At 68.5% G+C, this 22,868-nt stretch carries 21 protein-coding genes and 1 pseudogene; 13 read left to right on the forward strand and 9 right to left on the reverse strand.

All coding sequences use genetic code 11. The features are described from left to right. Positions 1-70: 70 nt before the first annotated feature. The 3 genes from C8K38_RS09295 to C8K38_RS09305 all read left to right on the forward strand — a co-directional run bounded on the left by C8K38_RS09295 (position 71) and on the right by C8K38_RS09305 (position 3,213). The gene (locus tag C8K38_RS09295) at positions 71-1,012 is read left to right on the forward strand and encodes a hypothetical protein (RefSeq protein ID WP_097211226.1); all 942 of its coding nucleotides are present in this window, start codon (positions 71-73) and stop codon (positions 1,010-1,012) included. Next, positions 1,005-2,060, forward strand: coding sequence for a hypothetical protein (locus C8K38_RS09300; RefSeq protein WP_257017357.1), 1,056 nt, complete (start codon positions 1,005-1,007; stop codon positions 2,058-2,060). Before C8K38_RS09295 ends, C8K38_RS09300 begins: the two co-directional genes overlap by 8 nt. A 94-nt stretch (positions 2,061-2,154) precedes the next feature. Then, positions 2,155-3,213 carry a beta-ketoacyl-ACP synthase 3 gene (locus C8K38_RS09305; protein ID WP_077043629.1) on the forward strand — a complete coding sequence of 353 codons (1,059 nt, stop codon included), beginning with the start codon at positions 2,155-2,157 and terminating at the stop codon, positions 3,211-3,213. 26 nt (positions 3,214-3,239) lie between these two features. Here the strand turns inward: C8K38_RS09305 and C8K38_RS09310 are convergent, their stop codons facing one another. Together C8K38_RS09310 and C8K38_RS09315 are read right to left on the reverse strand one after the other, a co-directional pair. After that, the gene (locus tag C8K38_RS09310; protein WP_097211227.1) at positions 3,240-4,535 is read right to left on the reverse strand and encodes a carotenoid oxygenase family protein; all 1,296 of its coding nucleotides are present in this window, start codon (positions 4,533-4,535) and stop codon (positions 3,240-3,242) included. Between the two features lie 37 nt (positions 4,536-4,572). Next, positions 4,573-5,133: a hypothetical protein gene (locus tag C8K38_RS09315; RefSeq protein ID WP_097211228.1), complete on the reverse strand. Its 561-nt coding sequence runs from the start codon at positions 5,131-5,133 to the stop codon at positions 4,573-4,575. A 97-nt stretch (positions 5,134-5,230) separates the two neighbouring features. On the opposite strand from C8K38_RS09315, the gene C8K38_RS09320 reads away from it, so the two are divergent. From C8K38_RS09320 to C8K38_RS09330, 3 genes are all read left to right on the forward strand, one after another. Continuing rightward, positions 5,231-5,764: a PadR family transcriptional regulator gene (locus C8K38_RS09320; RefSeq protein ID WP_097211229.1), complete on the forward strand. Its 534-nt coding sequence runs from the start codon at positions 5,231-5,233 to the stop codon at positions 5,762-5,764. Between the two features lie 83 nt (positions 5,765-5,847). Then, positions 5,848-7,176 (forward strand): alpha/beta hydrolase, encoded by a 1,329-nt coding sequence (locus C8K38_RS09325; RefSeq protein ID WP_097211230.1) that lies wholly within the window; start codon positions 5,848-5,850, stop codon positions 7,174-7,176. Between the two features lie 60 nt (positions 7,177-7,236). Beyond that, the gene (locus C8K38_RS09330; RefSeq protein ID WP_097211231.1) at positions 7,237-8,247 is read left to right on the forward strand and encodes a PHP domain-containing protein; all 1,011 of its coding nucleotides are present in this window, start codon (positions 7,237-7,239) and stop codon (positions 8,245-8,247) included. 282 nt (positions 8,248-8,529) lie between these two features. Here C8K38_RS09330 and C8K38_RS27580 read toward each other — a convergent pair. Continuing rightward, positions 8,530-9,189: pseudogene (locus C8K38_RS27580) on the reverse strand (pyridoxamine 5'-phosphate oxidase family protein); the annotation flags it as partial. Positions 9,190-9,336: 147 nt separating this feature from the next. On the opposite strand from C8K38_RS27580, the gene C8K38_RS09340 reads away from it, so the two are divergent. Together C8K38_RS09340 and C8K38_RS09345 are read left to right on the forward strand one after the other, a co-directional pair. Further along, a complete protein-coding gene (locus C8K38_RS09340) occupies positions 9,337-10,614 on the forward strand; it encodes a uracil-xanthine permease family protein (protein WP_373560242.1) in 1,278 nt (425 codons plus the stop codon). Between the two features lie 122 nt (positions 10,615-10,736). Beyond that, positions 10,737-11,882, forward strand: a complete 1,146-nt coding sequence (locus C8K38_RS09345) for an acyl-CoA dehydrogenase family protein (protein ID WP_027499503.1) — start codon at positions 10,737-10,739, stop codon at positions 11,880-11,882. Positions 11,883-11,960: 78 nt separating this feature from the next. Here the strand turns inward: C8K38_RS09345 and lexA are convergent, their stop codons facing one another. After that, positions 11,961-12,692: a transcriptional repressor LexA gene (lexA, locus tag C8K38_RS09350; RefSeq protein WP_097211233.1), complete on the reverse strand. Its 732-nt coding sequence runs from the start codon at positions 12,690-12,692 to the stop codon at positions 11,961-11,963. A gap of 187 nt (positions 12,693-12,879) precedes the next feature. Here lexA and C8K38_RS09355 point away from each other — a divergent pair, with 187 nt between their 5' ends. Then, positions 12,880-13,347 carry a LysM peptidoglycan-binding domain-containing protein gene (locus tag C8K38_RS09355; RefSeq protein WP_143548428.1) on the forward strand — a complete coding sequence of 156 codons (468 nt, stop codon included), beginning with the start codon at positions 12,880-12,882 and terminating at the stop codon, positions 13,345-13,347. A gap of 108 nt (positions 13,348-13,455) precedes the next feature. Further along, positions 13,456-13,920, forward strand: a complete 465-nt coding sequence (gene nrdR / locus C8K38_RS09360) for a transcriptional regulator NrdR (protein ID WP_077041388.1) — start codon at positions 13,456-13,458, stop codon at positions 13,918-13,920. Between the two features lie 3 nt (positions 13,921-13,923). Here the strand turns inward: nrdR and hrpA are convergent, their stop codons facing one another. Beyond that, positions 13,924-17,832 carry an ATP-dependent RNA helicase HrpA gene (gene hrpA, locus C8K38_RS09365; protein ID WP_097211235.1) on the reverse strand — a complete coding sequence of 1,303 codons (3,909 nt, stop codon included), beginning with the start codon at positions 17,830-17,832 and terminating at the stop codon, positions 13,924-13,926. 73 nt (positions 17,833-17,905) lie between these two features. On the opposite strand from hrpA, the gene C8K38_RS09370 reads away from it, so the two are divergent. Continuing rightward, entirely contained in the window at positions 17,906-18,607 is a 702-nt protein-coding gene (locus tag C8K38_RS09370; protein ID WP_097211236.1) for a Pr6Pr family membrane protein, read from the forward strand. Positions 18,608-18,642: 35 nt separating this feature from the next. Beyond that, positions 18,643-19,836, forward strand: a complete 1,194-nt coding sequence (locus tag C8K38_RS09375; RefSeq protein WP_097211338.1) for an aminotransferase family protein — start codon at positions 18,643-18,645, stop codon at positions 19,834-19,836. Between the two features lie 25 nt (positions 19,837-19,861). Here C8K38_RS09375 and C8K38_RS09380 read toward each other — a convergent pair whose 3' ends face one another. The 4 genes from C8K38_RS09380 to C8K38_RS09390 all read right to left on the reverse strand — a co-directional run bounded on the left by C8K38_RS09380 (position 19,862) and on the right by C8K38_RS09390 (position 22,138). Continuing rightward, positions 19,862-20,839, reverse strand: coding sequence for an Acg family FMN-binding oxidoreductase (locus tag C8K38_RS09380; protein WP_097211237.1), 978 nt, complete (start codon positions 20,837-20,839; stop codon positions 19,862-19,864). A 72-nt stretch (positions 20,840-20,911) separates the two neighbouring features. Further along, entirely contained in the window at positions 20,912-21,559 is a 648-nt protein-coding gene (locus C8K38_RS09385; protein ID WP_257017361.1) for a TauD/TfdA family dioxygenase, read from the reverse strand. Further along, complete coding sequence (locus C8K38_RS27585; RefSeq protein ID WP_257017362.1) at positions 21,556-21,870, reverse strand: hypothetical protein; 315 nt, start codon at positions 21,868-21,870, stop codon at positions 21,556-21,558. The genes C8K38_RS09385 and C8K38_RS27585 overlap by 4 nt, the downstream gene beginning before the upstream one ends. Before the next feature lies 1 nt (position 21,871). After that, on the reverse strand, positions 21,872-22,138 hold the full coding sequence (locus tag C8K38_RS09390; RefSeq protein ID WP_097211238.1) for a hypothetical protein: 267 nt from the start codon (positions 22,136-22,138) through the stop codon (positions 21,872-21,874). Between the two features lie 17 nt (positions 22,139-22,155). Between C8K38_RS09390 and C8K38_RS09395 the strand changes: the two genes are divergently transcribed. Then, a complete protein-coding gene (locus C8K38_RS09395) occupies positions 22,156-22,854 on the forward strand; it encodes a hypothetical protein (RefSeq protein ID WP_097211239.1) in 699 nt (232 codons plus the stop codon). Positions 22,855-22,868 lie beyond the last annotated feature (14 nt).

The raw sequence follows: 22,868 nt of genomic DNA on the forward strand, positions 1-22,868 counted from the left end.
ATGACGGAACCGGGCGCTGCTGCCTGTCTCGAGGCTGCGGGCACCGCGGCCGGATCCTGCTGCTGCGCCGATGCATAGCAGGCTGGCGGTACTCGCGCTGGCGGTGGTCGCGTCGGCCGTGGTGACCGCGGCCTCGGCCGGGGCCGCGCCGGGCTCGAGCGGGTCCGCCGGCTCCTCGACCGGTTCCGAGGCGTCCGACGCGCGTTTCGAGACGCTCTGCACCCCAACCGATCCCGGGCTCGCGGAGATCTCCGGGCTGGTCTCTACCGGTGAGACGATCTACGCCATCGGTGACAGTGGCACCGACGACGTCGTGTGGGTGCTCGACAACCAGTGCCGGGTCACAGGCACGGTGGCCGTGCCGCCGACCCCGGTCGACGTCGAGGACATGGCCATGGTGGGCGGTCGGCTCTGGCTCTCGGACACCGGCGACAACACCAAGGTCCGCCAGCAGGTGTCGCTGACCGACGTGGACCCCGTCACCGGCGCAGGCGCGAGGCACCTGCTCACCTACCCGGACGGCGCGCACGACGCGGAGACGCTGCTGGTCGGCCACGACGGCCGACCGTTGATCGTCACCAAGGAGATCCTCGCGGCCAGCGGTATCTACCGACCGGCGAGCGGCGCAACCCTGGACCAGCTCGGCCCCGGCCCGGCGCCGCTGCAACGCATCGGGCAGATCGCGTACGCGCCCACCGACACTCCCGGCAGCCCGATGCCGGTCGCGGGGTCGATCCTGGTCACCGGTGGCGCGGTCAGCGCCGACGGCCGGGTCGTCGCGGTGCGCACCTACACCGACGTCTACCTCTACCCTGCGCCCGACGGCGACATCGCGGCCGCGCTGACCGGCGCGACGCCGGTGCGGGTCCCGATGCCGGATCAGCCGCAGGGTGAGGCCATCGCGTTCACCCCGGACGGCGACCTGCTCAGCGCGTCCGAGACGAACGGCGGTCCGCTGCCGCCGATTCAGGTCCTGCGCGGCGCCACCGGACTGGTCGACCTCGGTGCGTAGCCGCCTCGCGGCGGTGGCCGTCACTGTCCTTGGTTCGGCCGTTCTCAGCACGCTGCCCGCGGCGGCCCAGCCGAGCTCGGCGCCCGGGCCCATCGAGACCGTCGATGTCGCGTGGGAGAACCTCTGCACTCCAACGGATCCCGCGTTGGAGGAGGTGTCCGGTCTGGCCGTCACCGACGACGGGATCTACGCGGCAGCCGACAGCGGGACGGACGATGCGATCCGGGTCCTCGACGATCAGTGCCGGGTGACCGGCACGTTGCCCCTGCCCGTCGACCCGTTCGACGTGGAAGACCTCGCCCAGGCCGGCGGGCGGTTGTGGCTTTCGGACACCGGCGACAACGCCGGTGCGCGGACCACCGTCGCGCTGACCGACATGGACACCGGCACCGGCGCAGGCACCTTGCGCCGGCTCACCTACCCGGACGGCGCTCACGACGCGGAGGCGATCCTCCTTGGCAGCGACGGGGTCCCGGTGCTCGTGACGAAGGAATTGTTCGGCGCGAGCGGCATCTACCGTCCCGCCGGCGCACTACGCGCCGAGCAGTTGCCGAGCCCGGGACCCACCGCGTTGGAACGGGTGGGGCAGATCGGATTCGAGCCCACCGAGACGCCCGGCGGCCCGATCCCGTTCGCTGCCTCGACCATGATCACCGGCGGCGCGGTCAGCGCGGACGGCACAGTGGTGGCGCTGCGCACCTACACCGACGTGTACCTGTACCCGGCGCCGGACGGCGACGTCGTGGCGGCGCTGACCGGTGCCGAACCGACCCGGGTGCCGATGCCGGACCAGCCGCAGGGTGAGGCCATCGCCTTCACCCCGGCAGGCGACCTGCTCAGCGCGTCCGAGGCGAACGGCGGACCGCTGCCACCGATCCGGGTCCTGTACGGGGCGGAGGGGCTGGTCACCCCCGGGGCCGTGTCGGTGGGGTACGCGCTGCAGGTGGACCCCGCGGCGCTGATCGCCGCGGCCGTCGGCACCGGGCTCGTGGTCATCGTCGGCGGCGTGCTGTGGTGGCGGATCCGCTCGCGGCGTCGACGGAACTGAACAGTTGTCGGGTTCGGGTCGGTAGGCTCCATGCCGATTCACACGTCAGCCGAACGGCGGACAACTCTCACAGCGGCGAAGGGGCAAGCTCCAGATGTTCAACATTGCGGTCAAGAAGGGGCACGAGAACGTGTCGCTGCTCGGTATCGGCGCCTACCGGCCCCAGCGGATCGTCAGCAACGCCGAGGTGTGCGAGGTACTCGACTCGTCGGACGAGTGGATCTACGAGCGCAGCGGGATCCGCAACCGTCGTTGGATCAGCGGCGACGAGACCGCGAAGTCGATGGCCGTTGCCGCGGCCGAGCGGGCGATCAAGAACAGCGGCATCGACAAGGAGCAGATCGGCGCGCTCGTCCTCGCCACCGGCAGCTGGAAGACGAAGATCCCGCACGGCGCCCCGCAGGTGGCGCACGAGCTGGGGATCAACGGCATCGCGGCGTTCGACCTCGCGTCCGGCTGTGGCGGCTTCGGCTACGGGCTGGGCGTGGCCACCGACATGATCCGGTCCGGCTCGGCCGAGTATGTCCTGGTCATCGGTGTCGAGACCATGTCCGTGGTGATGGAACCGACCGACCGCAACACCGCCTTCATCTTCGGCGACGGCGCGGGTGCGGTGGTGGTCGGCCCCAGCGAGCGGAACGGCATCTCGCCGACGGTGTGGGGTAGCGACGGCGAGAACTCCGCCGCCATCAGCCAGAACTACGACATCCCCGCCTACATGGACCGCGCGGAGGCCCTGCAGGCCCAGGGCGCGGACGCCGAGCAGATCGGCCGCATGGTGGTGTCGATGGAGGGCCCCCGGGTTTTCCGATGGGCCGCAATCACCCTGCCCAAGGCCCTCGGCAGCATCCTGTCGGAGTCCGGCGTCGCGATCGAGGACATCGAGGTCTTCGTCCCTCACCAGGCGAACGCCCGGATCAACGACCTCATGAAGAAGAACCTGGGCCTCGGGGACGACGTGCCCGTCGCGAACGACATCGAGAACACCGGCAACACGTCCGCCGCGTCGATTCCGCTCGCGATGGAGGAGATGCTGGTGACGGGCAAGGCGAAGGGCGGACAGCTGGCCCTGCTGCTCGGCTTCGGCGCCGGGCTGAGCTACGCGGGCCAGGTCGTCACCTTGCCGCCGGTGCCCGTCGAAACGAGCTTCTGAGCTGACACGCAGCGCGCCGATCGACCTCAGTTGTCGGCGAGCCAATTACCGTGGAACCCGTAGGGCACCCGGCTCGGTAGGTGAATGGTCGCAACCGCCGGTGCGGCGAGATCGCCCGCATCGAGGATGACCAGATCACTGCGATCGCTGTCGGCGTTGTAGAGATAGGTCATGAGGTAGCCGTCGCCGCCGGGGTTTTCATCGGCGGCGACGAATGACGCCTCGGCCGGAATCCGGCCGGGGCCGAATTCGTGAGCCGAGCTGAACCCCTTGTGCAAGTCGTAACGGATCAGTGCGCCACTGCTGCCCGAGACGCTGGCATGTCCGAATCGGGTGTCGAGACCGGCGAGCCGATCGTCGATCCGAGGAAATTCCGCGACACGGTCGTCGAGCTGCTCCTCCTGAACCGTTTCGGCGACCAGATCGATGGTCCACCGCCACAGTGTGGCCTGCTCGAAGTCGTGCGAATCGGCCCGCCACATGCTCGGATACCGCATGACGTGCAGGACGATTCGTCCGGGCTCGTCGTGCGCGTTGAGCGCGTGGAAGACATAGCAAGGGTCGATCGGGAACCAGCGGATCTCACCGTATGGATCATCGCGGCGCAGTACGCCCAGCCGGGCCTGATGGTCGTCGTTCCACCGGAACGGCATACCCGTTCCGGCTTGCGCGGACTCCAGGTCGAAACACACCGGGAGATCCATGAATACGACGTGCTGCGCGGTGAGATTGAAGTCGTGATGCATGGTGGCGGCCGGCACCTCGACCGCTCGACTCACGTCGAGGTTGCCTGCGGCATCGGCGCGGTGATAGGTCAGATACGGCTCGAAGACGTCGTAGCCGACGAAGTGCAGTTCACCGGTGATCAGGCACGTCTTGGGGTGCGCGGTCATGGCGGTCGTCAGTTTGCCGTCGAAGTCGTGCGGGCCGACAGTGTCGAGGTCGCAGGTCAATTCGTACGGGTACGAGGATTCGACCAGTGCGAGGGTGCGCCCCGCGTGCCGGATGACGTGGGTATTGGCCACGCCGGCAACGAGATCCCGATTGCCCCGACTGTCACGACCGTGTGCGCCCTCGGTGAAGGTCGTGGTGCGGACCCACCGGTTGCGGTAGGAGACTGAACGTCCGCCTTCGAGACGCACGCCGTGCACCATGCCGTCGCCGAGGAACCAGTGTTTGGAGGCCGCGGCGTGTGGGTTGGGGCCGTTGCGCAGGTACCAGCCGGTCAACTCGGCCGGGATGGTTCCGGTGACGGGCAAATCGTAGGCGGTGAGTTCCTCGGTGACCGGTGCGTAATTGCCGGTCAGATGTGGGACGGTCATGATCCGTACCTGTTCTTTCGAAGGGATTCGCGAAGGGTCAGGCTGCGGGCTGGCCGAGTAGCTTCGCCTTGGCCTGGATGTGGGCGACGTAGCGGAGGGTGAACAACACCGGGACGACGAAGGCGAGCACCTGCACCGTGGTGCGCAGGCCCGAGGAGGAATGGGCGAGCGCGGTCAGCGCGATGCAGCCGATCGCGAAGCTCGCCGTCCACACCGAGGTCAGGATGTAGGCGGTCCGGATGAACATCGGCTGATCCCAGAACTCCTGCGGCGTAGTCTGTTTGGCGATCGGCAGGGTGAACGGCACCCGCACGAGCAGCGAGACGCCGGCGATCAGCGCGAGCACCCCGGAAGAGATGGCGGGCATGTACGGATGCAGCGCGGTGTCCGGATCGGTGAGCGCCAGGACCGTCAGTGCGGTGAAGAACACCGCCGATCCGATATCGATGATCAGCGCGTCCCATCGCTGCCCGGCGCGGATCTGCTGGGCGATACCGGCCAGCGCGATGACGAGCGCGATCACCGCGGACCACTGCCAGTGTTGCGACGGAATCACGGCGTAGACGATCCACGGGGCGAAAGTGCGAAGGTACGTCATCTCGTCAGGCTCCTAGCCGTTGACATTCCAGTTCTGACATGTCAAACAATGAGCCTCCAGTCTCGACATGTCAATACTGGAATGTAGAGTGAATGTCATGAGTCTCCGCTACGCGCTGCTAGGGCTGCTGTCCGATCGACCGGCCAGCGGCTACGACCTGCTACGGCGCTTCAAGGAGTCCCTCGCGAACGTATGGCCCGCGACCCAGAGCCAGATCTATACCGAGCTCACCAAACTCGCCGATACCGGACTGATCGCCGTCACCGACGAGGGTCCGCGCGGGCGCAAGGAATACACGATCACCGACGCCGGGCTCGACGACCTGCGCACCTGGCTCACCACCACGAAACCCAAGCGGGTGGCGCGGAACGAAATGCTGCTGCGCGTGTTCTTCCTCGGCGTCGACTCCCAGGAGCATGCTCGCCAGTACCTCCGCGATGTCGAGGATCGCTCACTCAAAGCACACGGCGAGCTGGCCGCACTGAAGACCACCATCGACTGGGACGACACCGATCTGTCGGTCTACGGTCGGATCGCCATGGAGTGGGGCGAACGCTTCCACACCATGAACCGCGAGTGGGCGGAGTGGGCGCAAACTCAGCTACCGCCCCGCGCCAGTCGTCGGACCTGATTCGACGCCGAGCGCCACGCCGGCGCAGGCGGCCACGATTGTCCGATTGGTGTCGGGACCGGACCGCTCGTGATACTGGTCCGATGTACGCCAATGCCGTGTTGAGCGCGCTCTCGCAGGTGTCGATGACCGGCGCCCTTGCAGCGACCGCTGTTGTCGTTCTTGGGGTGGGAGGGCTTGTCGGCGCGAGCACGGCGCTGCGAGGGGTCTCGATTCGGGTGCGTGGGACGGTCGCGGGCCTCGCCGTGGCGACATCCGCTTGCATCGCGGTCGCGGTGTGGTCGGCACTGCGACCGCTGCCACCTCAATTGTCGGTGCAGAGCTGTCTGGGGATCGCAGTCGGCCTCTTCGGCGTGTTCGCGGCAGCGGTCTGCCTGCTTCGTCCCCGGGGTCGTGGGAGGGTGGCGCTTGCGTTCGCGACGGCCACGGCGCTTCTCGCGTGCGGTGCAGGAGTGGTGAACGAGGATCTCGGCACCTTTCCCACCCTCGGTGCGGTGATCGGCCATCGTGCGCCCCCCGGCGCTCTGGCGACGGATTTCGCCGCGGTGCCAGGACCACAGGCCGCGGTCCAGACGGGTGATCCCGTGGCCAGTGTCTGGCGACGGCCGTTGCGCTCGACCCGGGACGGGATGCTCACGCACGTCGAGATCCCTGGCGCGGTGTCGGGTTTCGCGTCACGGCCCGCGCTGCTCTACCTGCCGCCCGCCTATCTGGATTCCCCGCGGGCGATGCTTCCTGTGCTGGTACTCGTGGCGGGCAATCCCGGGAAGCCGGACGACTGGCTCACCCTCGGCGCTTTGGCCGAGACGGTCACCGCATTCGCCGCCGAACACGACGGACTCGCCCCGGTCGTCGTGGTCCCGGACGCGCTCGGCGCCACCGATGCGTTGCCGCTGTGCCTGGATTCACAGCTCGGAAACGTGGACACCTATCTGGCGCGGGACGTGCCGGACTGGATCGCAGGCCACCTCCAGGTGGACAACGATCCCGAGCACCGGGCGATCGGGGGCTTCTCCTATGGCGGGACCTGCTCGGTCCAGCTGGCGGTCCGCCACCCGGACGTCTATCCGACCTTCGTGGACATTTCGGGCCAGGACGAGCCGTCCCTCGGTGACCACGCGAGCACGGTTGCCGCGACGTTCGGGGGCGACGAGTCCGCGTTCGCTGCGGTGAACGCGCGCGACCTGCTGGCCGTGACCTCCATGCCGCAGCTGGCCGGGGTGTTCGTGTCGGGCAGCGGTGACGAGGAGTACCGACCCCAACAGCAGCGCATGTTCGCGGCAGCGAGGTCCGCCGGGATGAACGTCCGCTACTACGAGCTGCCCGGGGGCCACAGCCCGCAGGTGTGGGGACCAGCGCTGGCCCGCGAGCTCGACTGGGTCGCCGAGCGCACGGGCTTGCTCGCGCAGTAGAACGACGGGCGTTGTTCGTAATCGGTGGCCAGGCCACCACCGAAGGCTCAGGATGTACACATGGACCCTGTCGAGGCGTTGCGGGAGATCGCATACTGGCTCGAGCGATCGCGGGCCGAGACGCACCGCGTCAAGGCCTACCGCCGCGCCGCGGACATCGTCGAGGCACTGAGCGACGAGCAGCGGGACCGGCTCGGCCGCACCGGGACCTGGGCCGCGCTGAGCGGGATCGGGCCCAAGACGGCCGCGGTGATCGCGGAGGCGTATACGGGCGGGGTGCCCGCCTACCTGACCGAGGTGAAGTCGAAGGCCGGCCAGATCGGTGAGGGTGGGCGGGCGCTGCTCGCGGCGCTGCGCGGCGACCTGCACACGCACTCGGACTGGTCCGATGGCGGTAGCCCCATCGGGGAGATGATGCGCCGGGCCGCGATGGTCGGTCACGAGTACTGCGCACTGACCGACCATTCGCCGCGGCTGACGGTGGCGAACGGACTATCCGCGGAGCGGTTGCGCCGACAGCTCGAGGTGGTGGCGGAGTTGAACTCGGAGCTCGCGCCGTTCCGCATCCTGACCGGGATCGAGGTGGACATCCTCGATGACGGCTCCCTGGATCAGGAGGAGGAGTTGCTCGCCGAACTCGACATCGTTGTCGCGAGCGTGCACTCGAAGCTCGCGATGGAGTCCGACGCGATGACCAGACGGATGGTGCGGGCCGTCGCGAACCCGCATGTGGACGTGCTCGGGCACTGCACCGGCAGGCTGGTCGAGGGCACCCGAGGGACCAGGCCGGAGTCGAAGTTCAACGCGGAGGTCGTGTTCGAGGCGTGCCGCCAGTTCGGCACGGCGGTGGAGATCAACAGCAGGCCCGAGCGTCGTGATCCGCCCGCGCGCCTGATCGAGCTGGCACTCGAACGCGACTGCCTGTTCGCGATCGACACCGACGCGCACGCGCCCGGCCAGCTCGACTTCCAGGGATACGGGTGTGAGCGGGCTCAGGCGGCCGGGATCGGGACCGACCGGGTGGTCAACACGTGGACCGCCGACGATCTGATCGCCTGGACCCGGCAGTAGATCCTCCGGTCACTCCTTGACGGCCGGCTCCGAAGCGCCCGCCCGCTTCGCCGCAATGCGTGCGGCGGTGGTCTTCTGGGTGACGCTCTTCTTGACCGGGGTCCGTGAGGTGGCAGCCGTCGCGGCGACCGCCTTTCGTGGAGCGGCCTTTCGTGCGGGGGCCTTCTTGGCTGGTGTCTTGGCCGCCGGTGTCTTTGTGGCCGGAGTCTTGGTCGCCGGAGTCGTCTTGCTGGCAGGGGCTTTTCCGCTGGCCGCCTTCTTCGAGGTCCGCTTCCGCGCGGGCGCCTTCGCGGGCTCGGCCGGGATCTCTGCGGCCGGCGCGACCGGCTCCGGCAGCTCGTGCGGGGTTCCCTTGGCGTCGAAGTAGTCGCCACCCTTTCGGCGCACGTCATCGGTGCCCCAGGACCGATCCCGGTCGACGGGCGCCATCCGTGGAATGTGCTTGCGGCAGTGAATGTATGCCTCTTCGACATCCACGACCACCCAGCGTTCGGGCGTGCGGCCGTTGGCGTGTGTGTCGGGCAGGTCGGCCAGCTGGGCACGGAGGTCGACGTCCTCGACGATGCGGGCCGAACCGTTGACGTGGAGACCGATCAGGTCGCGGACAAAATCCATCATCAGGATCCCGACATGAGGGTTCTCCCTGATGTTGCCGAGGCTGGCCATCACCCCGTTGCCGCGATACTCCGGATACGCGACGGTCCGCGGGTCGATGACGTGGATGAAGCCCGGTTCACCCGCCCGGAATGTGGAGTCGCATTCGCCGTGTGCATCGGCGGTCGCGATGAACGCCATTTCCTGCCGGGCTACGAACTCGATCATTGTCGGGTTCAGGTGATTGAGCATCTGATCGGAATAGAACCGCTCGGCACGTTCTGTCGTGCCGAATTCGTTCTGCAGTTCATGTTCGCCAACACTCCCCAAAGTGGGACGAATAGACATGGAACTCCTCGGGAACGGAAGTCACGGACCAGCTGGCCCGTTCATGGGCGGTAACGCTAGCCGAGGGGCCGATCGATCGCACCGTTTCCTCCATGGGCGCGAATGCGGTGTCGCGTCCTAGAATTGGCCCCCGTGACTGAGCAGGAGATGACGACGGGCGCCGGCGGATCCCGATTCCGCTGGCAGATGCACGGCGACGGCAAGCGAATCGCAGACGGTGCTGTCGTGGCACCCGACGAGCGGCTGTCGTGGCCCCGCACGGTCGGAATCGGCATGCAGCACGTGATCGCGATGTTCGGCGCGACATTGTTGGTGCCGACGATCACCGGATTCCCGGTGACGACCACGCTCTTGTTCTCGGGGATCGGCACCGTGCTGTTTCTCGTCATCACCAGGGGCCGGATCCCGAGCTATCTCGGTTCGTCGTTCGCCTTCATCGCTCCGCTCACCGCCTCGGCGGCCGACGGACCCGCCGCGCAGCTCGGCGCGGTGCTGGCCGTCGGCGTCGTGCTGATGCTGGTCGGCATCGTGGTCAAGCTCGCGGGCGCCAGGGTGCTCGACGCCGTGATGCCGCCGGTGGTGACCGGTGCCGTGGTCATGCTGATCGGATTGAACCTGGCGCCTGCGGCGGTCGGCTCGTTTCAGGCCCAGCCGCTGATCGCGGCCGTCACCCTCGTCGCGATCCTCGTCGTCACCGCCGCCGGTCCTGGGCTGCTCGGCAGGCTGGGAATCCTCGTCGGCGTGGTGATCGGGTGGGTGTTCGCGGCGGTCACCGGCGGCCTGTCGACCGAGCGGGTGGACGCGCTGCGTGAGGCGGCCTGGGTGGGCCTGCCGCACCTGCGGGGGCCGAGCTTCCAGTGGTCGGCGATCGCGCTCGCGCTCCCAGTGGTGATCGTGCTGATCGCCGAGAACGTCGGTCACGTCAAGGCGGTCGCGGCGATGACCGGTCGGTCGCTCGACGACGTCGCGGGCGACGCGCTCTTCGCGGACGGTCTCGCCACCACCCTCGCCGGCGCGGGCGGTGGCTCCGGCACCACCACCTATGCGGAGAACATCGGCGTGATGGCGGCGACCAGGGTGTACTCCACCGCCGCCTACTGGGTGGCGGCGGCGACGGCGATCGTGCTCGCGTTCTCGCCGAAGTTCGGTGCCCTCGTGTTCACCGTGCCGGACGGCGTGATCGGCGGCGCGACGCTGGTGCTCTACGGGCTCATCGGCATTCTCGGCGTGCGGATCTGGATGGAGGCCATGGTCGACTTCACCGATCCGGTGAATCTCACGGTGGTCGCCGCGGCGCTGGTGGCAGGCATCGGAAACCTCACCCTGATGGTCGGCTCGGTTGAGCTCGGCGGCATCGCGTGGGGCTCGGTCGGGATCCTCGTCGGGTACCCGCTGATGCGGGCGCTGGCGCGGCTGCGTCGGTGACCCACTCGTCGCCGCGGCCGGGAGTCGCTGTTGGTCACAGATTGCGCTCGCTAGGGTCATCGACCGCCGAGTCGGACGACGCCTAGCCTGGCAGGCAGCTACGTCGACACACAGGAGCCTTGATGGAACGCACGCTTTTCGAGCCCGAGCACCTTCTCTTCCGGGAGTCCTACCAGAAGTTCCTCGAGCAGGAGGTCGCTCCCAACCACGACAAGTGGGAAGAGCAGAACATCGTCGACCGTGAGGTCTGGAAGAAGGCGGGCGAGCAGGGCTTCCTCGGCATGGACGTGCCCGAGGAGTACGGCGGCGGCGGCGTCGAGGACTTCCGCTACAACGCCATCATCACCGAGGAGACCACCCGTGGTGGTTTCAGTGGCGTCGGTTTCATGCTCCACAACGACGTGGTGGCGCCGTACCTGCTCAAGCTGGCCAACGAGGAGCAGAAGAAGCGCTGGCTGCCCGGTTTCTGTTCCGGTGAGATCATCACCGCGATCGCGATGACCGAGCCAGGAACCGGCAGCGACCTGCAGAACATCAAGACCCGCGCGGTGCGCGACGGCGACCACTGGGTCCTCAACGGCTCGAAGACCTTCATCACCAACGGGATCAACGCCGACCTGGTGGTCGTGGTCGCGTGCACGGACCCGGACAAGGGCGCCCAGGGCTTCTCGCTCCTCGTCGTCGAGCGCGGCATGGAGGGCTTCGAGCGCGGTCGTAATCTGGACAAGATCGGCCTCAAGGCGCAGGACACTGCCGAGCTCAGCTTCACCGACGTGCGGGTCCCCGCTGCCAACCTCCTCGGCGAGGAGGGCATGGGCTTCATCTACCTGATGCAGAACCTGCCGCAGGAGCGCATGTCGATCGCCGTCGTCGCCGCCGCAGCGATGGAATCCTGCCTCGAGATGACGATGCAGTACGTCCGCGACCGCAAGGCGTTCGGCAAGCCGATCGGCAGCTTCCAGAACACCCGCTTCGTGCTCGCCGAGCTCGCCACCGAGACCACCGCCGTGCGGATCCTCGTGGACAAGTTCATCGAGCAGCTCAACGAAGGCAAGCTCACCGTCCAGGAGGCCGCGATGGCCAAGTGGTGGACCACCGAGGCGCAGGTCAAGCTGATCGATCGCTGCCTTCAGCTGCACGGCGGCTACGGCTACATGCGCGAGTACCCGATCGCCAAGGCGTACATGGACTCTCGCGTGCAGACCATCTACGGCGGCACCACCGAGATCATGAAGGAGATCATCGGCCGGGGACTGAACCTGTCCTGATCGGACCGGACACGAGAAAGGCCGCGGCACCGGGTGCCGCGGCCTTTCTCGTGCGTACCGGGGTTCGGTCTCGGCCGATCAGATCTTGCGCATCACCGTGACGACCTTGCCGAGAATGGCCGCGTCGTTGCCGGGGATCGGTTCGAACAGCGGATTGTGCGGCATCAGCCACACCTCGCCCTTGCTCCGCTTGAATGTCTTGACGGTCGCCTCGCCGTCGATCATCGCGGCCACGATGTCGCCGTTGTCGGCCACGCTCTGCTGCCGGACGACCACCCAGTCGCCGTCGCAGATCGCCGCCTCGATCATCGATTCGCCGACCACCTTCAGCAGGAACAACGATCCCTGGCCGACGAGCTCGCGGGGGAGGGGGAACACGTCCTCGACGGCCTCCTCGGCGAGGATCGGACCGCCTGCGGCGATCCGTCCGAGCACGGGGACGAAAGTCGGCTTCGGCAGCTGGGTCTCGGTGCCCTCGCCCGCGGGCTGCGCCGCGTGCTCGAATCCGGCCTCGGTGTCGGAGGCCGCCACACCGTCGTCCAGCCCGCGGACGTCCACGGCGCGCGGACGGTTGGGATCGCGTCGCAGGAATCCCTTGCGTTCGAGCGTGCGGAGCTGGTGCGCGACCGACGAGGTCGAGGTGAGCCCGACCGCGTCGCCGATCTCGCGGATGCTCGGCGGGTAGCCGCGTTCGCTGACCGAGGCGCGGATCACCTCCAGCACCCGGCGCTGTCGATCCGTGAGCCCCGCCGCGAGGTCGGTTCCGCCTGGGGTGGCGGCCGAGCCGTCGTTGGAGCTGTCGTCCTTCATGGAGGGCCTCCCGTGTCGATGTGGGTTCTGACACGAATCTAGACCGGATTCCAGCATGTTTCAAACATCTGTTCGAGATGTGTCGCGTCAAGTCGAGACTTTGTCGGACCGTCGTGGTAGAAATCGAACATGCGTTCACTCGAACGTGTGAACGAATGAAGCGAAACCATCACCGGCGGAGGTTCCGATGAGCATGGCAGTCCCCATGAGCATGGCAGTTCCCACGAGCAGGGCGGTCCCGAAGAACACGGTCCCGAACGGCGGCAGATCGCGACAGGTGGTCGCACGCAGGCGCCGGGTGGACGGCTTCGTCGAATACGGCCGGGCGCCGATGCCGGTGTCGAGGGCGGTTCACGGCAAGAGCGAGCGGGAGAGCGGACTCGGCGCGCTGGTCGTGGGGATGCTGCTGTCGGCGGTCGCCGTGGCCGGCCTGCTCGGGATCGCGCAGGCCCGGTCGAACCCGCAGTTCGCCCTCGGCGAGACCGCGGTGGTGCAGGTGCAGGGCGGAGAGACGCTCAGCGACGTCGCGTCGCGCGTCGCACCGGAGGGCCGTGTCGAGCAGGTCGTGGCGCGGATTCTCGACCTGAACGCCATGTCAGGAGCCTCGGTGCAGGCGGGACAATCGCTGGTGGTGCCCGTCGGACCGGTGGACTGAACCCCGATGCGCGCCCTCGGGCGCCCGGCGGCGGTATCCTCGAACCCTGTCAGCCCCACCACATCCAGTGGTCGTACAGGGCTCCTCGGTTCCGACGAAGGATTCGCCATGCATTGCCCGTTCTGTAGGCATCCCGATTCGCGCGTGGTCGACTCTCGTGAAGCCGACGAGGGCAACGCCATTCGCAGGCGGCGATCGTGCCCGGAATGCGGTCGGCGGTTCACCACCGTCGAGACCGCGGTGCTCTCGGTGGTCAAGCGCAGCGGCGTGACCGAGCCGTTCAGCCGCGAGAAGGTGGTCCGCGGCGTCCGGCGCGCCTGCCAGGGCCGGGCGGTGGACGAGGACGCGCTCTACAAGCTCGCCCAGAAGGTCGAGGAGGCCGTGCGCGCGGCCGGATCGGCCGAGATCCCCAGCAACGAGGTCGGGTTGGCGATCCTCGGCCCGCTCCGCGACCTCGACGAGGTGGCCTACCTGCGATTCGCCTCGGTGTACCGCTCTTTCAGCTCCGCCGAGGATTTCGAGCGCGAGATCAAGGACCTGCGCGTGCATCGCGAAGAATCCGCGACCGACTGACCGTCACCTGGTGATCGCGGCGATCGCCTTTCGGATCCGCTTCTCGGACACGGGGTACGGGGTACCGAGCGACTGCGCGAACAGGCCGACCCTCAGTTCCTCGATCATCCAGCGGACCGCGTCCACATCCGGGTCGTGGTGTCTGCGCTCGTCCAGACGGGCGAGCAACCGGCCATAGTCCTCGTACACCGCGTCCAGCATCACCAAGCCCTGGCTGTCGCGCCCCGCGCTCGCGGGGAGCGCCTCGAGACGGCGGATGGCGCCCTCCAGGTACCGGGGCAGCTCCCGCAGCCGGTCGGTGCCGGTGTCGGTGACGAATCCGGCATACATCAGCGTCTCGAGCTGCTCGCGCACATCGTCGGCGGCCTCTCCCGTGGCGCGATCGAGGATCACGCGCAGCTCCTGGGCACGGGACAGCGCGGGGACCACCAACCGGACCAGTACCGCCACCCGGGTGGCGAGCTGGGCTCGCACCGCGGCCTGCAGCTTCTCGAACGCCTCAGGGGTACGGGTCGGCCCGCCGTTCGCGTCCATCAGCTCATTCACCGCGCAGGCCCGGCAGTCCTCGACGAGGGCCTCCACGCTGCCGTGCGGATTCTGGCTCAGGGCCAGCCGATCCCGGGTGCCGAGGCCGGAGATCGCGGACTTGGTCGGGGTGACGATGGCGCTCAGCAGCAGGGCCCTTGTGCCCTCGCGCATCGCCTGGCGCTGCGCGAGCGGGGTGCTGAGGACCCGGACCGCGACGCCCTCCTTCTCGGGGACGAGCGCCGGGTATCCGACCACCTTCTGGCCCGCGATGGTGCGGGTCACGCTGTCCGGCAGGGTACCGAGTGTCTCCGACGTCCAGACCGCGGCGGCCGGACGCTCGGTGCTCGAGGCGGCCTTGGCCACCTCGACGTCGACGCGGGGCGAGAGCGAGGCGGAGAGCCCGGTCAGGCTCTTGCTCCGGCCCAGTACCTTGCCCGAACCGTCGACCGCGGCGAAGGTCATCCGCAGGTGATCGGGGACCGCGCTCAGGTCGAAGTCGCGGGGCGAGATCGGGACGCCTGCCATTCGGGACAGTTCCCTGGCGATCGCCATGGTCAACGCCTCGGATCGCGGTTTGACGGCCGACAGCGCCGCCCTGGCGTAGTCGGGCGCGGGGACCACGGTGCGGCGCAACGGTTTCGGCAGCGTCTTGATGAGCGCGGTGACCAGGTCCTCGCGCATGCCGGGCACCAGCCAGTCGAAGCCGACCGGGCGGACCTGGGCGAGCAGCGCGACGGGGATGCGTGCGGTGACGCCGTCGTCCTCGGTCCCGGGTTCGAACTGGTAGGTCAGCGGGAACGAGATCTCGCCCTGGCGCCAGGTGTTCGGATAATCACCGCCGAGCACCCCGGCGGCATCGGCGTTCACGATGGTCGACGCGGTGAAGTTCAGCAGGTCCGGTTCCGTGCGCCTGGCGCGCTTCCACCAGGTGTCGAAGTGCCTGGCGGACACGGCTTCCTGGCCGACGCGTTGGTCGTAGAACTCGTAGAGGGCCTCGTCGTCGACCAGGATGTCGCGCCTGCGTGCCCTGGTCTCCATCTCCTCGACGTCCTCGAGCAGGGCCCGGTTCTGATGGAAGAACTTGTGCTGGGTCTGCCATTCGCCCTGGACCAGCGCGTGCCGGATGAACAGCTCCCGCGAGGTCTCTGGGTCGATCGAGCTGTAGGTGACCGCCCGCTTGGCGACCAGCGGGATGCCGTACAGCGTGACCCGCTCGTACGCCATCGCGCAGGCGCGCTTGGTCGACCAGTGCGGCTCGGAGTAGGTGCGCTTGATCAGGTGCGGCGCCAGCTTCTCCGCCCACTCGGGCTCGATGCCGGCCGCCATCCGGCCCCAGAGCCTGGAGGTTTCCACCAGTTCGGCGGCCATCACCCAGCGTGGCGGCTTCTTGAACAGCGAGGAACCGGGGAACACCGCGAACCGGGCGCCACGGGCGCCGAGGAAGTCTCGCTTGTCGCCCTCGCGCAGGCCGATGTGGGAGAGCAGCCCGGACAGGAGCGCCTGGTGCACCGAGGCCTCGCCGGCGGGCTGGTCGTTGCCGGTCCAGCCGAGCCCACGGGTGATCTGCGCGAGCTGGCCGTGCAGGTCCTGCCACTCCCTGATCCGCAGCCAGTGCAAGAACTCGTTCTTGCACATCTTCCGGAACTGGTTGGAGGACAGCTCCTTCCGCTGCTCGCCGAGGTATTCCCACAGCTTCAGGTAGGCGAGGAAATCGGAGCCGCCCACGGTGAACCTGGCGTGCTTCTCGTCGGCGGCCTGCTGGTGTTCGGCCGGCCGCTCGCGCACGTCTTGGATCGACAGCGCGGCGACGATGATGAGGGTCTCGCGCAGGCACCCGGTGTTGTGCGCATGAGCGAGCATCCGGGCCATCCGGGGGTCCACCGGCAACTGGGCGAGCTCCCGCCCCACCGGTGTCAGCTCGGTGACGCCGTCCTTGGCGCCCGGCTTGATCGCCCCGAGTTCCTCGAGCAACGCGACGCCATCACGGATGGCGCGCGGATCCGGCGCCTCCACGAACGGGAAGGCGGCGATGTCGCCGAGGCCGAGGGCGGTCATCTGCAGCACCACCGACGCCAGGTTGGTGCGCAGGATCTCGGGTTCGGTGAAGGCCGGACGTGACTCGAAGTCGTCCTCGGAGTAGAGGCGGATGCAGATGCCGTCTGCGACACGGCCACAGCGTCCGGCCCGCTGGCGGGCCGAGGCCTGCGAGATCTCCTCGATCGGCAGCCGCTGGACCTTGGTGCGCACGGAGTACCGGGAGATGCGGGCGGTGCCGGGATCGATGACATACCGGATGCCGGGGACCGTCAGCGAGGTCTCCGCGACGTTGGTCGAGAGCACCACCCGGCGGCCCGTGTGCCGCTCGAAGACCCGGTGCTGCTCGGCCGCGGACAGCCGGGCGTACAGGGGCAGGATCTCTGTGCCGCGCAGCTTGCGGTCCCGCAGCGCGTCGGCGGTGTCGCGGATCTCGCGTTCGCCGGAGAGGAACACCAGGATGTCGCCGTCGCCTTCACCGAGCAGTTCCTCGACCGCCTCGCCGACCGCGTCGACGGGGTCGCGATCGATGGTCTGCTCGCCGACGTCGACGCTCAGGGGCCGGTACCGGACCTCGACCGGGAAGGTGCGTCCCGAGACCTCCACGATCGGTGCGGGCACCCCGTTCACGGCGAAATGCTGTGCGAAGCGCTCCGGGTCGATCGTCGCGGAGGTGATGATCACCTTCAGATCGGGCCGCCGCGGCAACAGTTCCCTGAGGTAGCCGAGGATGAAGTCGATGTTGAGGCTGCGTTCGTGCGCCTCGTCGATGATGAGGGTGTCGTACCGGCGCAGCATCCGGTCGCGCTGGATCTCGGCGAGCAGGATGCCGTCGGTCATCAGCTTGATCAGGGTGCCGTCCGACACCTGGTCGGTGAAGCGGACCGTGTACCCCACGGCCCCGCCGAGCGGGGTGTCCAACTCCTCGGCGATGCGCTCGGCGACGGTGCGCGCCGCGATCCGGCGCGGCTGGGTGTGCCCGATCAGCCCGCGCACCCCACGCCCGAGGTCGAGACAGATCTTCGGGATCTGGGTTGTCTTACCGGATCCGGTCTCGCCGGCCACGATGACGACCTGGTTCGCCGCGATCGCGGCGGCGATGTCGTCACGGCGCAGGCTGACCGGAAGGTTGTCCGGGTAGCTGGTCTTCGGGGTGTTGGCGCGGCGAGTGGCGATGCGCGCCTCCGCCTGCGACACCTCCCGGAGGACCCCGGTGAGGGCCTCGGGGTTCGAGGCGCGGTCGAGACGGCGTCGGAGTCGGTGCTCGTCTCGGAGGGAGAGGTGGGCCAGGCGGCGCTTGAGCTCGCGCCGGTCGACGTCGGGCAGCTCGGGCGAAGGTGTGGTGGACATGCTCGGACCAGCCTATCGAAAGGCCGCCACTCAAATACCGCAGCCCGTTGTTGCCCTGTGCGAACATCTGCGGGTGACTGCTGCCACGGATACCCCGGTCTACCCACACACGAATCCGGTCTGGCGGGCGCTGCGGCTGGTGTTCGCCGGTCTCGGGATCCTCGCGCTGGTCTGGATCCCGCTGCGCAACATCGACAGCGAGACGTTCTCGACCACCAATTACTTCAGCTACTTCACCATCCTCAGCAACGTGTTGACGGTGATCGTGTTCCTCGCCGGGGCGTTCGGGGACCCGCAGTCGCGGAATTGGCAGCTCTTTCGCGGCGCGACCACCGTGTACATGGTCATCACCGGGATCATCTACGCGGTCCTGCTCGCCAACGTCGATGTGATGCTGCAGGACAAATGGATCAACGTCCTCCTTCACGAGATCCTGCCGCTCGCGATCTTCCTCGATTGGCTGATCAACCCGCCGCGGATGCGGATCACCGACGGGCAGTCGATGACCTGGCTGACGTTCCCGGTCGTCTACGGCGTCTACACACTCGTCCGCGGCCCGATCGTCGACTGGTACCCGTATCCGTTCATCGATCCCCGCGTGCAGGGCTACCTGCAGATGTCCATCGGGCTGGTGGTGCTGCTGTTGGCCATGGTGCTGATGTCGTTCGCGGTCAACGCCGCGGGCAGGCTCGCCCAGCGGTGGCGATACGGTGGAACCGAGCGCCGGATGGCGGCGGAAGGGATCGCCACCGGCGAGAGCGAGGAGATGGCGTGACGAACACCCAGGCACTGTGGCACGGATTCGCGGACATGGGCGCGGTGAGCGAGGGCGGTCCGTTTGTCGTCAGCCGCGGCGAGGGCGCGTACATCTGGGACGACAAAGGCAACCGCTACCTGGACGCGACAGCGGGCCTGTGGTTCACCAACGTCGGGCACGGCCGCGCCGAGATCGCGGACGCGGTCGCGACGCAGCTCCGGTCGATCGCGCACTTCTCCAACTTCGGCGACTTCGCGCCTGAGACCACATTCGCGCTCGCCGAGCGCCTGTCCGCGATCGCGCCGGTGCCCGGTAGCAAGATCTTCTTCACCTCGGGCGGCTCGGACTCCGTCGACACCGCGGCAAAGCTGGCCCGGCGCTACTGGCACGAGATGGGCAAGCCGAACAAGCGGATCGTGGTCGGGCGGCAGAAGGCCTACCACGGCATGCACGTTGCAGGCACCGCGCTGGCAGGCATCCCGGTGAACCGGGAAGGCTACGGCGAGCTGATGCCGGATGCCAGGACGGTGGAGTGGGACAACGGCAAGAGCCTGCTCGAACTCATCGAGCGGGAGGGCGCGGACACGATCGCGGCCTTCTTCGTCGAGCCGATCATCGGCGCGGGGGGGATCTACCTGCCGCCGGAGGGCTACCTCTCCGAGGTTCGGCAGATCTGCCGCGAGCACGACATCCTGTTCGTCGTCGACGAGGTGGTCACGGGCTTCGGCCGGATCGGTGGGTCGTGGTTCGCCTCGACGCGTTTCGACCTGCAGCCGGACATGGTGACCACGGCGAAGGGCCTCACCTCCGGATACGTCCCGATGGGTGCGGTTTTCATCGCGCCCCGGGTCGCCGAGCCCTTCTTCTCCGGTGGCGTGTGGTGGCGGCACGGGTACACCTATGGCGGGCACGCGGGCGCGGCAGCCGCGGCGCTGGCGAACCTCGATATCCTCGAGCGGGAGAACCTCCTCGAGGAGTCCGCCCGGCTCGAGCGTTCGCTGCACGAGCACCTGTCCCCGCTGGCCGAACACCCGCGGGTCGCGGAGGTGCGCAGCGGTCTCGGTGCGGTGGCGGCGGTGCAGCTCGCGGACCCCGCGGAGGCGTTGCCGTTCGTCAAGACCCTTCGGGAGCACGGCATCTCGGGTCGCGCGGCGGGCGTCGGCGCCATGCAGTTCTCGCCGTCCTTCGTGATGACCGACGACGAGGTGGCCGAGATGGCGGCGGGGGTCCTCAAGGCGCTCGGCTGAGCGCTCGCGCCGGCCGGTCGACGGTTCAGTGCAGGGTGAGAACCTCTGCGGTCGATCGGCGCGGCGTGCGCCCCGCCGGGGGCGAGCCGGTGACCGAGCCGATCCGCAGCAGGACCTGGGGGAGTCCGGCGCCGGGCGCAAGCGCCGCGATCATGTCCCGGCTCCGACCGACCTCGGTGAGGTGCGTCAGCGGGCAGGTCGCGATCCCTCTCGATGTCGCCTCGAGCAGGACCGCGGACAGCGCCTGCCCGCACCGCGTCCAGGACGCAGGTGAGTCGGAATCGGTGCTCAGCATCAGCACGGTGGACTCGTCGACACCCGGCCGGGGCGTCGACTCCTGCCTGCCGGGGCGAGGGAACGCTCGTCCGATCGGGACGTGTGCGCTCTCGCCGGTGGTCGCCAGCGACTCGGGAGGTATCCCCTCACCGGTGAGGGAGTGCCCGGCCCACCAGTGCAGTTCGGCCTGGTAATCGGCGTCGTAGCGCCTGGCCGCGGAGCTGGCATCGGTCGCGGCGGCCAGCGCTGTCCTCGCCTCGGGCGCGAGGACCGTCAGCGTGATGCCGAACCTGCCCGCCTGATCGCCCAGCCGCGCGGCCGGCCCCGTCTCCGGGGCGAGTGGGCCGAAGGGTCTGCGATCGGTGCGGCGGTGGCGGATGGCGGTGACCAGGTCGAAGTCGTGTGAGCGCGGGGTCGCGTCCCTGTGACAGTGGATGGCGGCGACGAGCCGGGGCAGGCTGGGCTCCGGCAGGAGGGCGATGTCCGATCGCCAGCGCAGCGAGGTGAGGGCGACCTCCACGTGATGGAGCGCGGCGCCGCAGCTGATGTGCAGCTGGCGTCCGGACGGATCGGCGGAGGGCAGGAGCCGGGTGCGCTCGCTGAACAGGTCGAGCCGACCCGCGGAGTATCGCCACCGCCAGGGCTGGCTGTTGTGCACCGATGGCGCGCGGCACGCAAGATCGACCGCGCTCTGAATGACGCCGGTGTCCGGTACCGCGTAGTCCATGCAGCCAATTATCTGCCCGGGGATCGGGCACGGCTAGGGCCTTACGACCCCCTGCCGGGATCGCCGCCTGGGTCAGCGCGGGATGCCCGATCGCAGCGGTTCCGCGACGCTGTGTGCGCTGGCGGCCGACAGCCACAATCGCAGCAGGTGCCTGCGCCTGTCGAGATCGGGATGGTCCTGGTAGGTGTTGCGGGCGTGCAGGATGCGCCCGTTGTTCAGGATCTGGACGTCGCCGGGTTCGAAGACCATCTCGACGTGGAAGCGCGGCTCGTTGGCGATGGCCTCGATGAGTTCGATGGCCTCGTATTGCTCGGCCGTCAGGCGTGGGGCCTGCGGGTGCCGTTGGGAGTCGCGGATGTACCAGCTGATGTAGAACAGGCGGGGTGATCCGCCGATGTCATTGAGTGGGGCGAGTTCGAAGTACTGGGGGTCGCCCGCGGCCTCCTCGCCGTTGCGATCCCAGGGCATGGGGGAGTAGAGGACCTCGAGCAGATCCGGCCGCCGCCGCAGCACCTCGTTGTAGATCGCTGCCGAGCTGGCGATCCAGCTCTCGCCTCCGGTGGCCGCCTTGGCCAGGCACAGCAGCGCGACGAGATCGGAACCGTCGGTGTGGAAATCCTGGCGCTCCCTGGTCCGGTAGAGCCTGACGGTGGGATCGGTTCGCTCGATCCGCTCGTCGCGGATGTGGGTGAGCACCGAGCCGTCGCGATCCTGACTCACCGGATCTCCGAGCTTGGACCCAGCGCGAGGTAGGCCCGCTCGATCTCGTCGGTTCCGAGTTCGTCGAGCGGGAATCCGCGCAGCAGTACGAATCCGCATCCCGAGTTCAGCGTGTGCGCCCACTGGGCGCACCGGGCCCGAAGGGTGGGGAACAGGCGTGAGGCGTCGGCGGCGTCGGATCTAGCCGCCCCGACGATCTCCGACCGCTCGGCTCCGGTGAGGACCACGGTCCATGTCGAACCGTCGGGGAAGTCCGATCTATCCCAGACCGCGTCGGAAACCTGCGGCGTTCGGGCCATACGATCGGTCATGTCATTTCCCGCCTGGTCGGGGAACTCGCCGGAAGAGGCCCGACAGGCGTTCGCGCAGAGTGGGTTTCACCTCGATCAGATCCACCCGGGGGAGGTCGGCCGCGGCGGTGGCCTGCGCGAAACGGGCGTGCAGCTGGGACCGGACCTCGTCGGGGGTGTAGGCGCGGCGCTTGCGTTCGGCGCGCGCGGCGAGTGCCCCCGTTGCCGCGACCCCGACGACGCCCGCGAGTCCGACGAGCTTCCACACGTTCCTGCCGTCCATGCGCATCGCTCTAGGCTAGGTGCATGAGTCGCCGGATGCACGAATCGCAGGTGAGCCTCGACGAGGCCGTGGATGCCACCCGAACCGGGGACATCTGGATCTTCCGCGGGCACTCGGGCGCCGATCGGGCGATCCAGACGCTGACGAACAGCCCGGTGAACCACGTCGGGATGTCGGTGGTTCTCGACGACATGCCGCCGCTGATGTGGCACGCGGAGCTCGGACATTCCTTGCAGGACATGTGGACCGGACGGTTCCAGCGCGGGGTACAGCTGCACGACCTGCGGCAGGCGGTTCAGGTGTGGGGTGCGAAGTACGGTCAGCGCGGCTGGCTGCGGCAGCTCGAGGAGCCGGTGACCCGGGAGCAGGAGGACGCGTTGATGCGCACCGTCGCGCGGCTGGACGGCACGCCGTTCCCGTCCACGGCCAAGCTGGTCACCCGTTGGTTCGGCGGCCGGCTGCCGTCGCTGCGGCGCAGTTCGGCCCGGGATTCCGCGGAGGCTTCGGCCGGGCTCGAGAGCGCGTACTGCGCCGAGGTGGTCGCGCAGACCTACGAGTCCATGGGGCTGCTCACCGAGCGCCGCAAGACGAATTGGTATGACCCGGGCCGATTCTGGAGCGGCGACCGGTTGCCGCTGGCCCCGGGGGTGACGCTGGGCGGGGAGATCGAGGTGCTGCTCAGCGATGCCGATCTGGCGGCGGGCCGGTCGCCGGAGAGCTGACGGCGACCGGCCCC

Origin of the sequence: Rhodococcus sp. OK611 (genome assembly GCF_003050885.1) — a bacterium.
Classification (GTDB): domain Bacteria; phylum Actinomycetota; class Actinomycetes; order Mycobacteriales; family Mycobacteriaceae; genus Rhodococcus_G; species Rhodococcus_G oryzae.

Coding starts and splice junctions, on each gene's coding strand:
- C8K38_RS09325 (WP_097211230.1), top strand. CDS start 5,848: ATGTACGCCAATGCCGTGTTGAGCGCGCTCTCGCAGGTGTCGATGACC.
- lexA (WP_097211233.1), bottom strand. CDS start 12,692: ATGAAGGACGACAGCTCCAACGACGGCTCGGCCGCCACCCCAGGCGGA.
- C8K38_RS09395 (WP_097211239.1), top strand. CDS start 22,156: ATGAGTCGCCGGATGCACGAATCGCAGGTGAGCCTCGACGAGGCCGTG.
- C8K38_RS09295 (WP_097211226.1), top strand. CDS start 71: ATGCATAGCAGGCTGGCGGTACTCGCGCTGGCGGTGGTCGCGTCGGCC.
- C8K38_RS09375 (WP_097211338.1), top strand. CDS start 18,643: ATGGGCGCGGTGAGCGAGGGCGGTCCGTTTGTCGTCAGCCGCGGCGAG.
- hrpA (WP_097211235.1), bottom strand. CDS start 17,832: ATGTCCACCACACCTTCGCCCGAGCTGCCCGACGTCGACCGGCGCGAG.
- C8K38_RS09380 (WP_097211237.1), bottom strand. CDS start 20,839: ATGGACTACGCGGTACCGGACACCGGCGTCATTCAGAGCGCGGTCGAT.
- C8K38_RS09345 (WP_027499503.1), top strand. CDS start 10,737: ATGGAACGCACGCTTTTCGAGCCCGAGCACCTTCTCTTCCGGGAGTCC.
- C8K38_RS09340 (WP_373560242.1), top strand. CDS start 9,337: ATGACGACGGGCGCCGGCGGATCCCGATTCCGCTGGCAGATGCACGGC.
- C8K38_RS09355 (WP_143548428.1), top strand. CDS start 12,880: ATGAGCATGGCAGTCCCCATGAGCATGGCAGTTCCCACGAGCAGGGCG.
- C8K38_RS09305 (WP_077043629.1), top strand. CDS start 2,155: ATGTTCAACATTGCGGTCAAGAAGGGGCACGAGAACGTGTCGCTGCTC.
- C8K38_RS27585 (WP_257017362.1), bottom strand. CDS start 21,870: ATGACCGATCGTATGGCCCGAACGCCGCAGGTTTCCGACGCGGTCTGG.
- C8K38_RS09330 (WP_097211231.1), top strand. CDS start 7,237: ATGGACCCTGTCGAGGCGTTGCGGGAGATCGCATACTGGCTCGAGCGA.
- C8K38_RS09310 (WP_097211227.1), bottom strand. CDS start 4,535: ATGACCGTCCCACATCTGACCGGCAATTACGCACCGGTCACCGAGGAA.
- C8K38_RS09320 (WP_097211229.1), top strand. CDS start 5,231: ATGAGTCTCCGCTACGCGCTGCTAGGGCTGCTGTCCGATCGACCGGCC.
- nrdR (WP_077041388.1), top strand. CDS start 13,456: ATGCATTGCCCGTTCTGTAGGCATCCCGATTCGCGCGTGGTCGACTCT.
- C8K38_RS09315 (WP_097211228.1), bottom strand. CDS start 5,133: ATGACGTACCTTCGCACTTTCGCCCCGTGGATCGTCTACGCCGTGATT.
- C8K38_RS09390 (WP_097211238.1), bottom strand. CDS start 22,138: ATGCGCATGGACGGCAGGAACGTGTGGAAGCTCGTCGGACTCGCGGGC.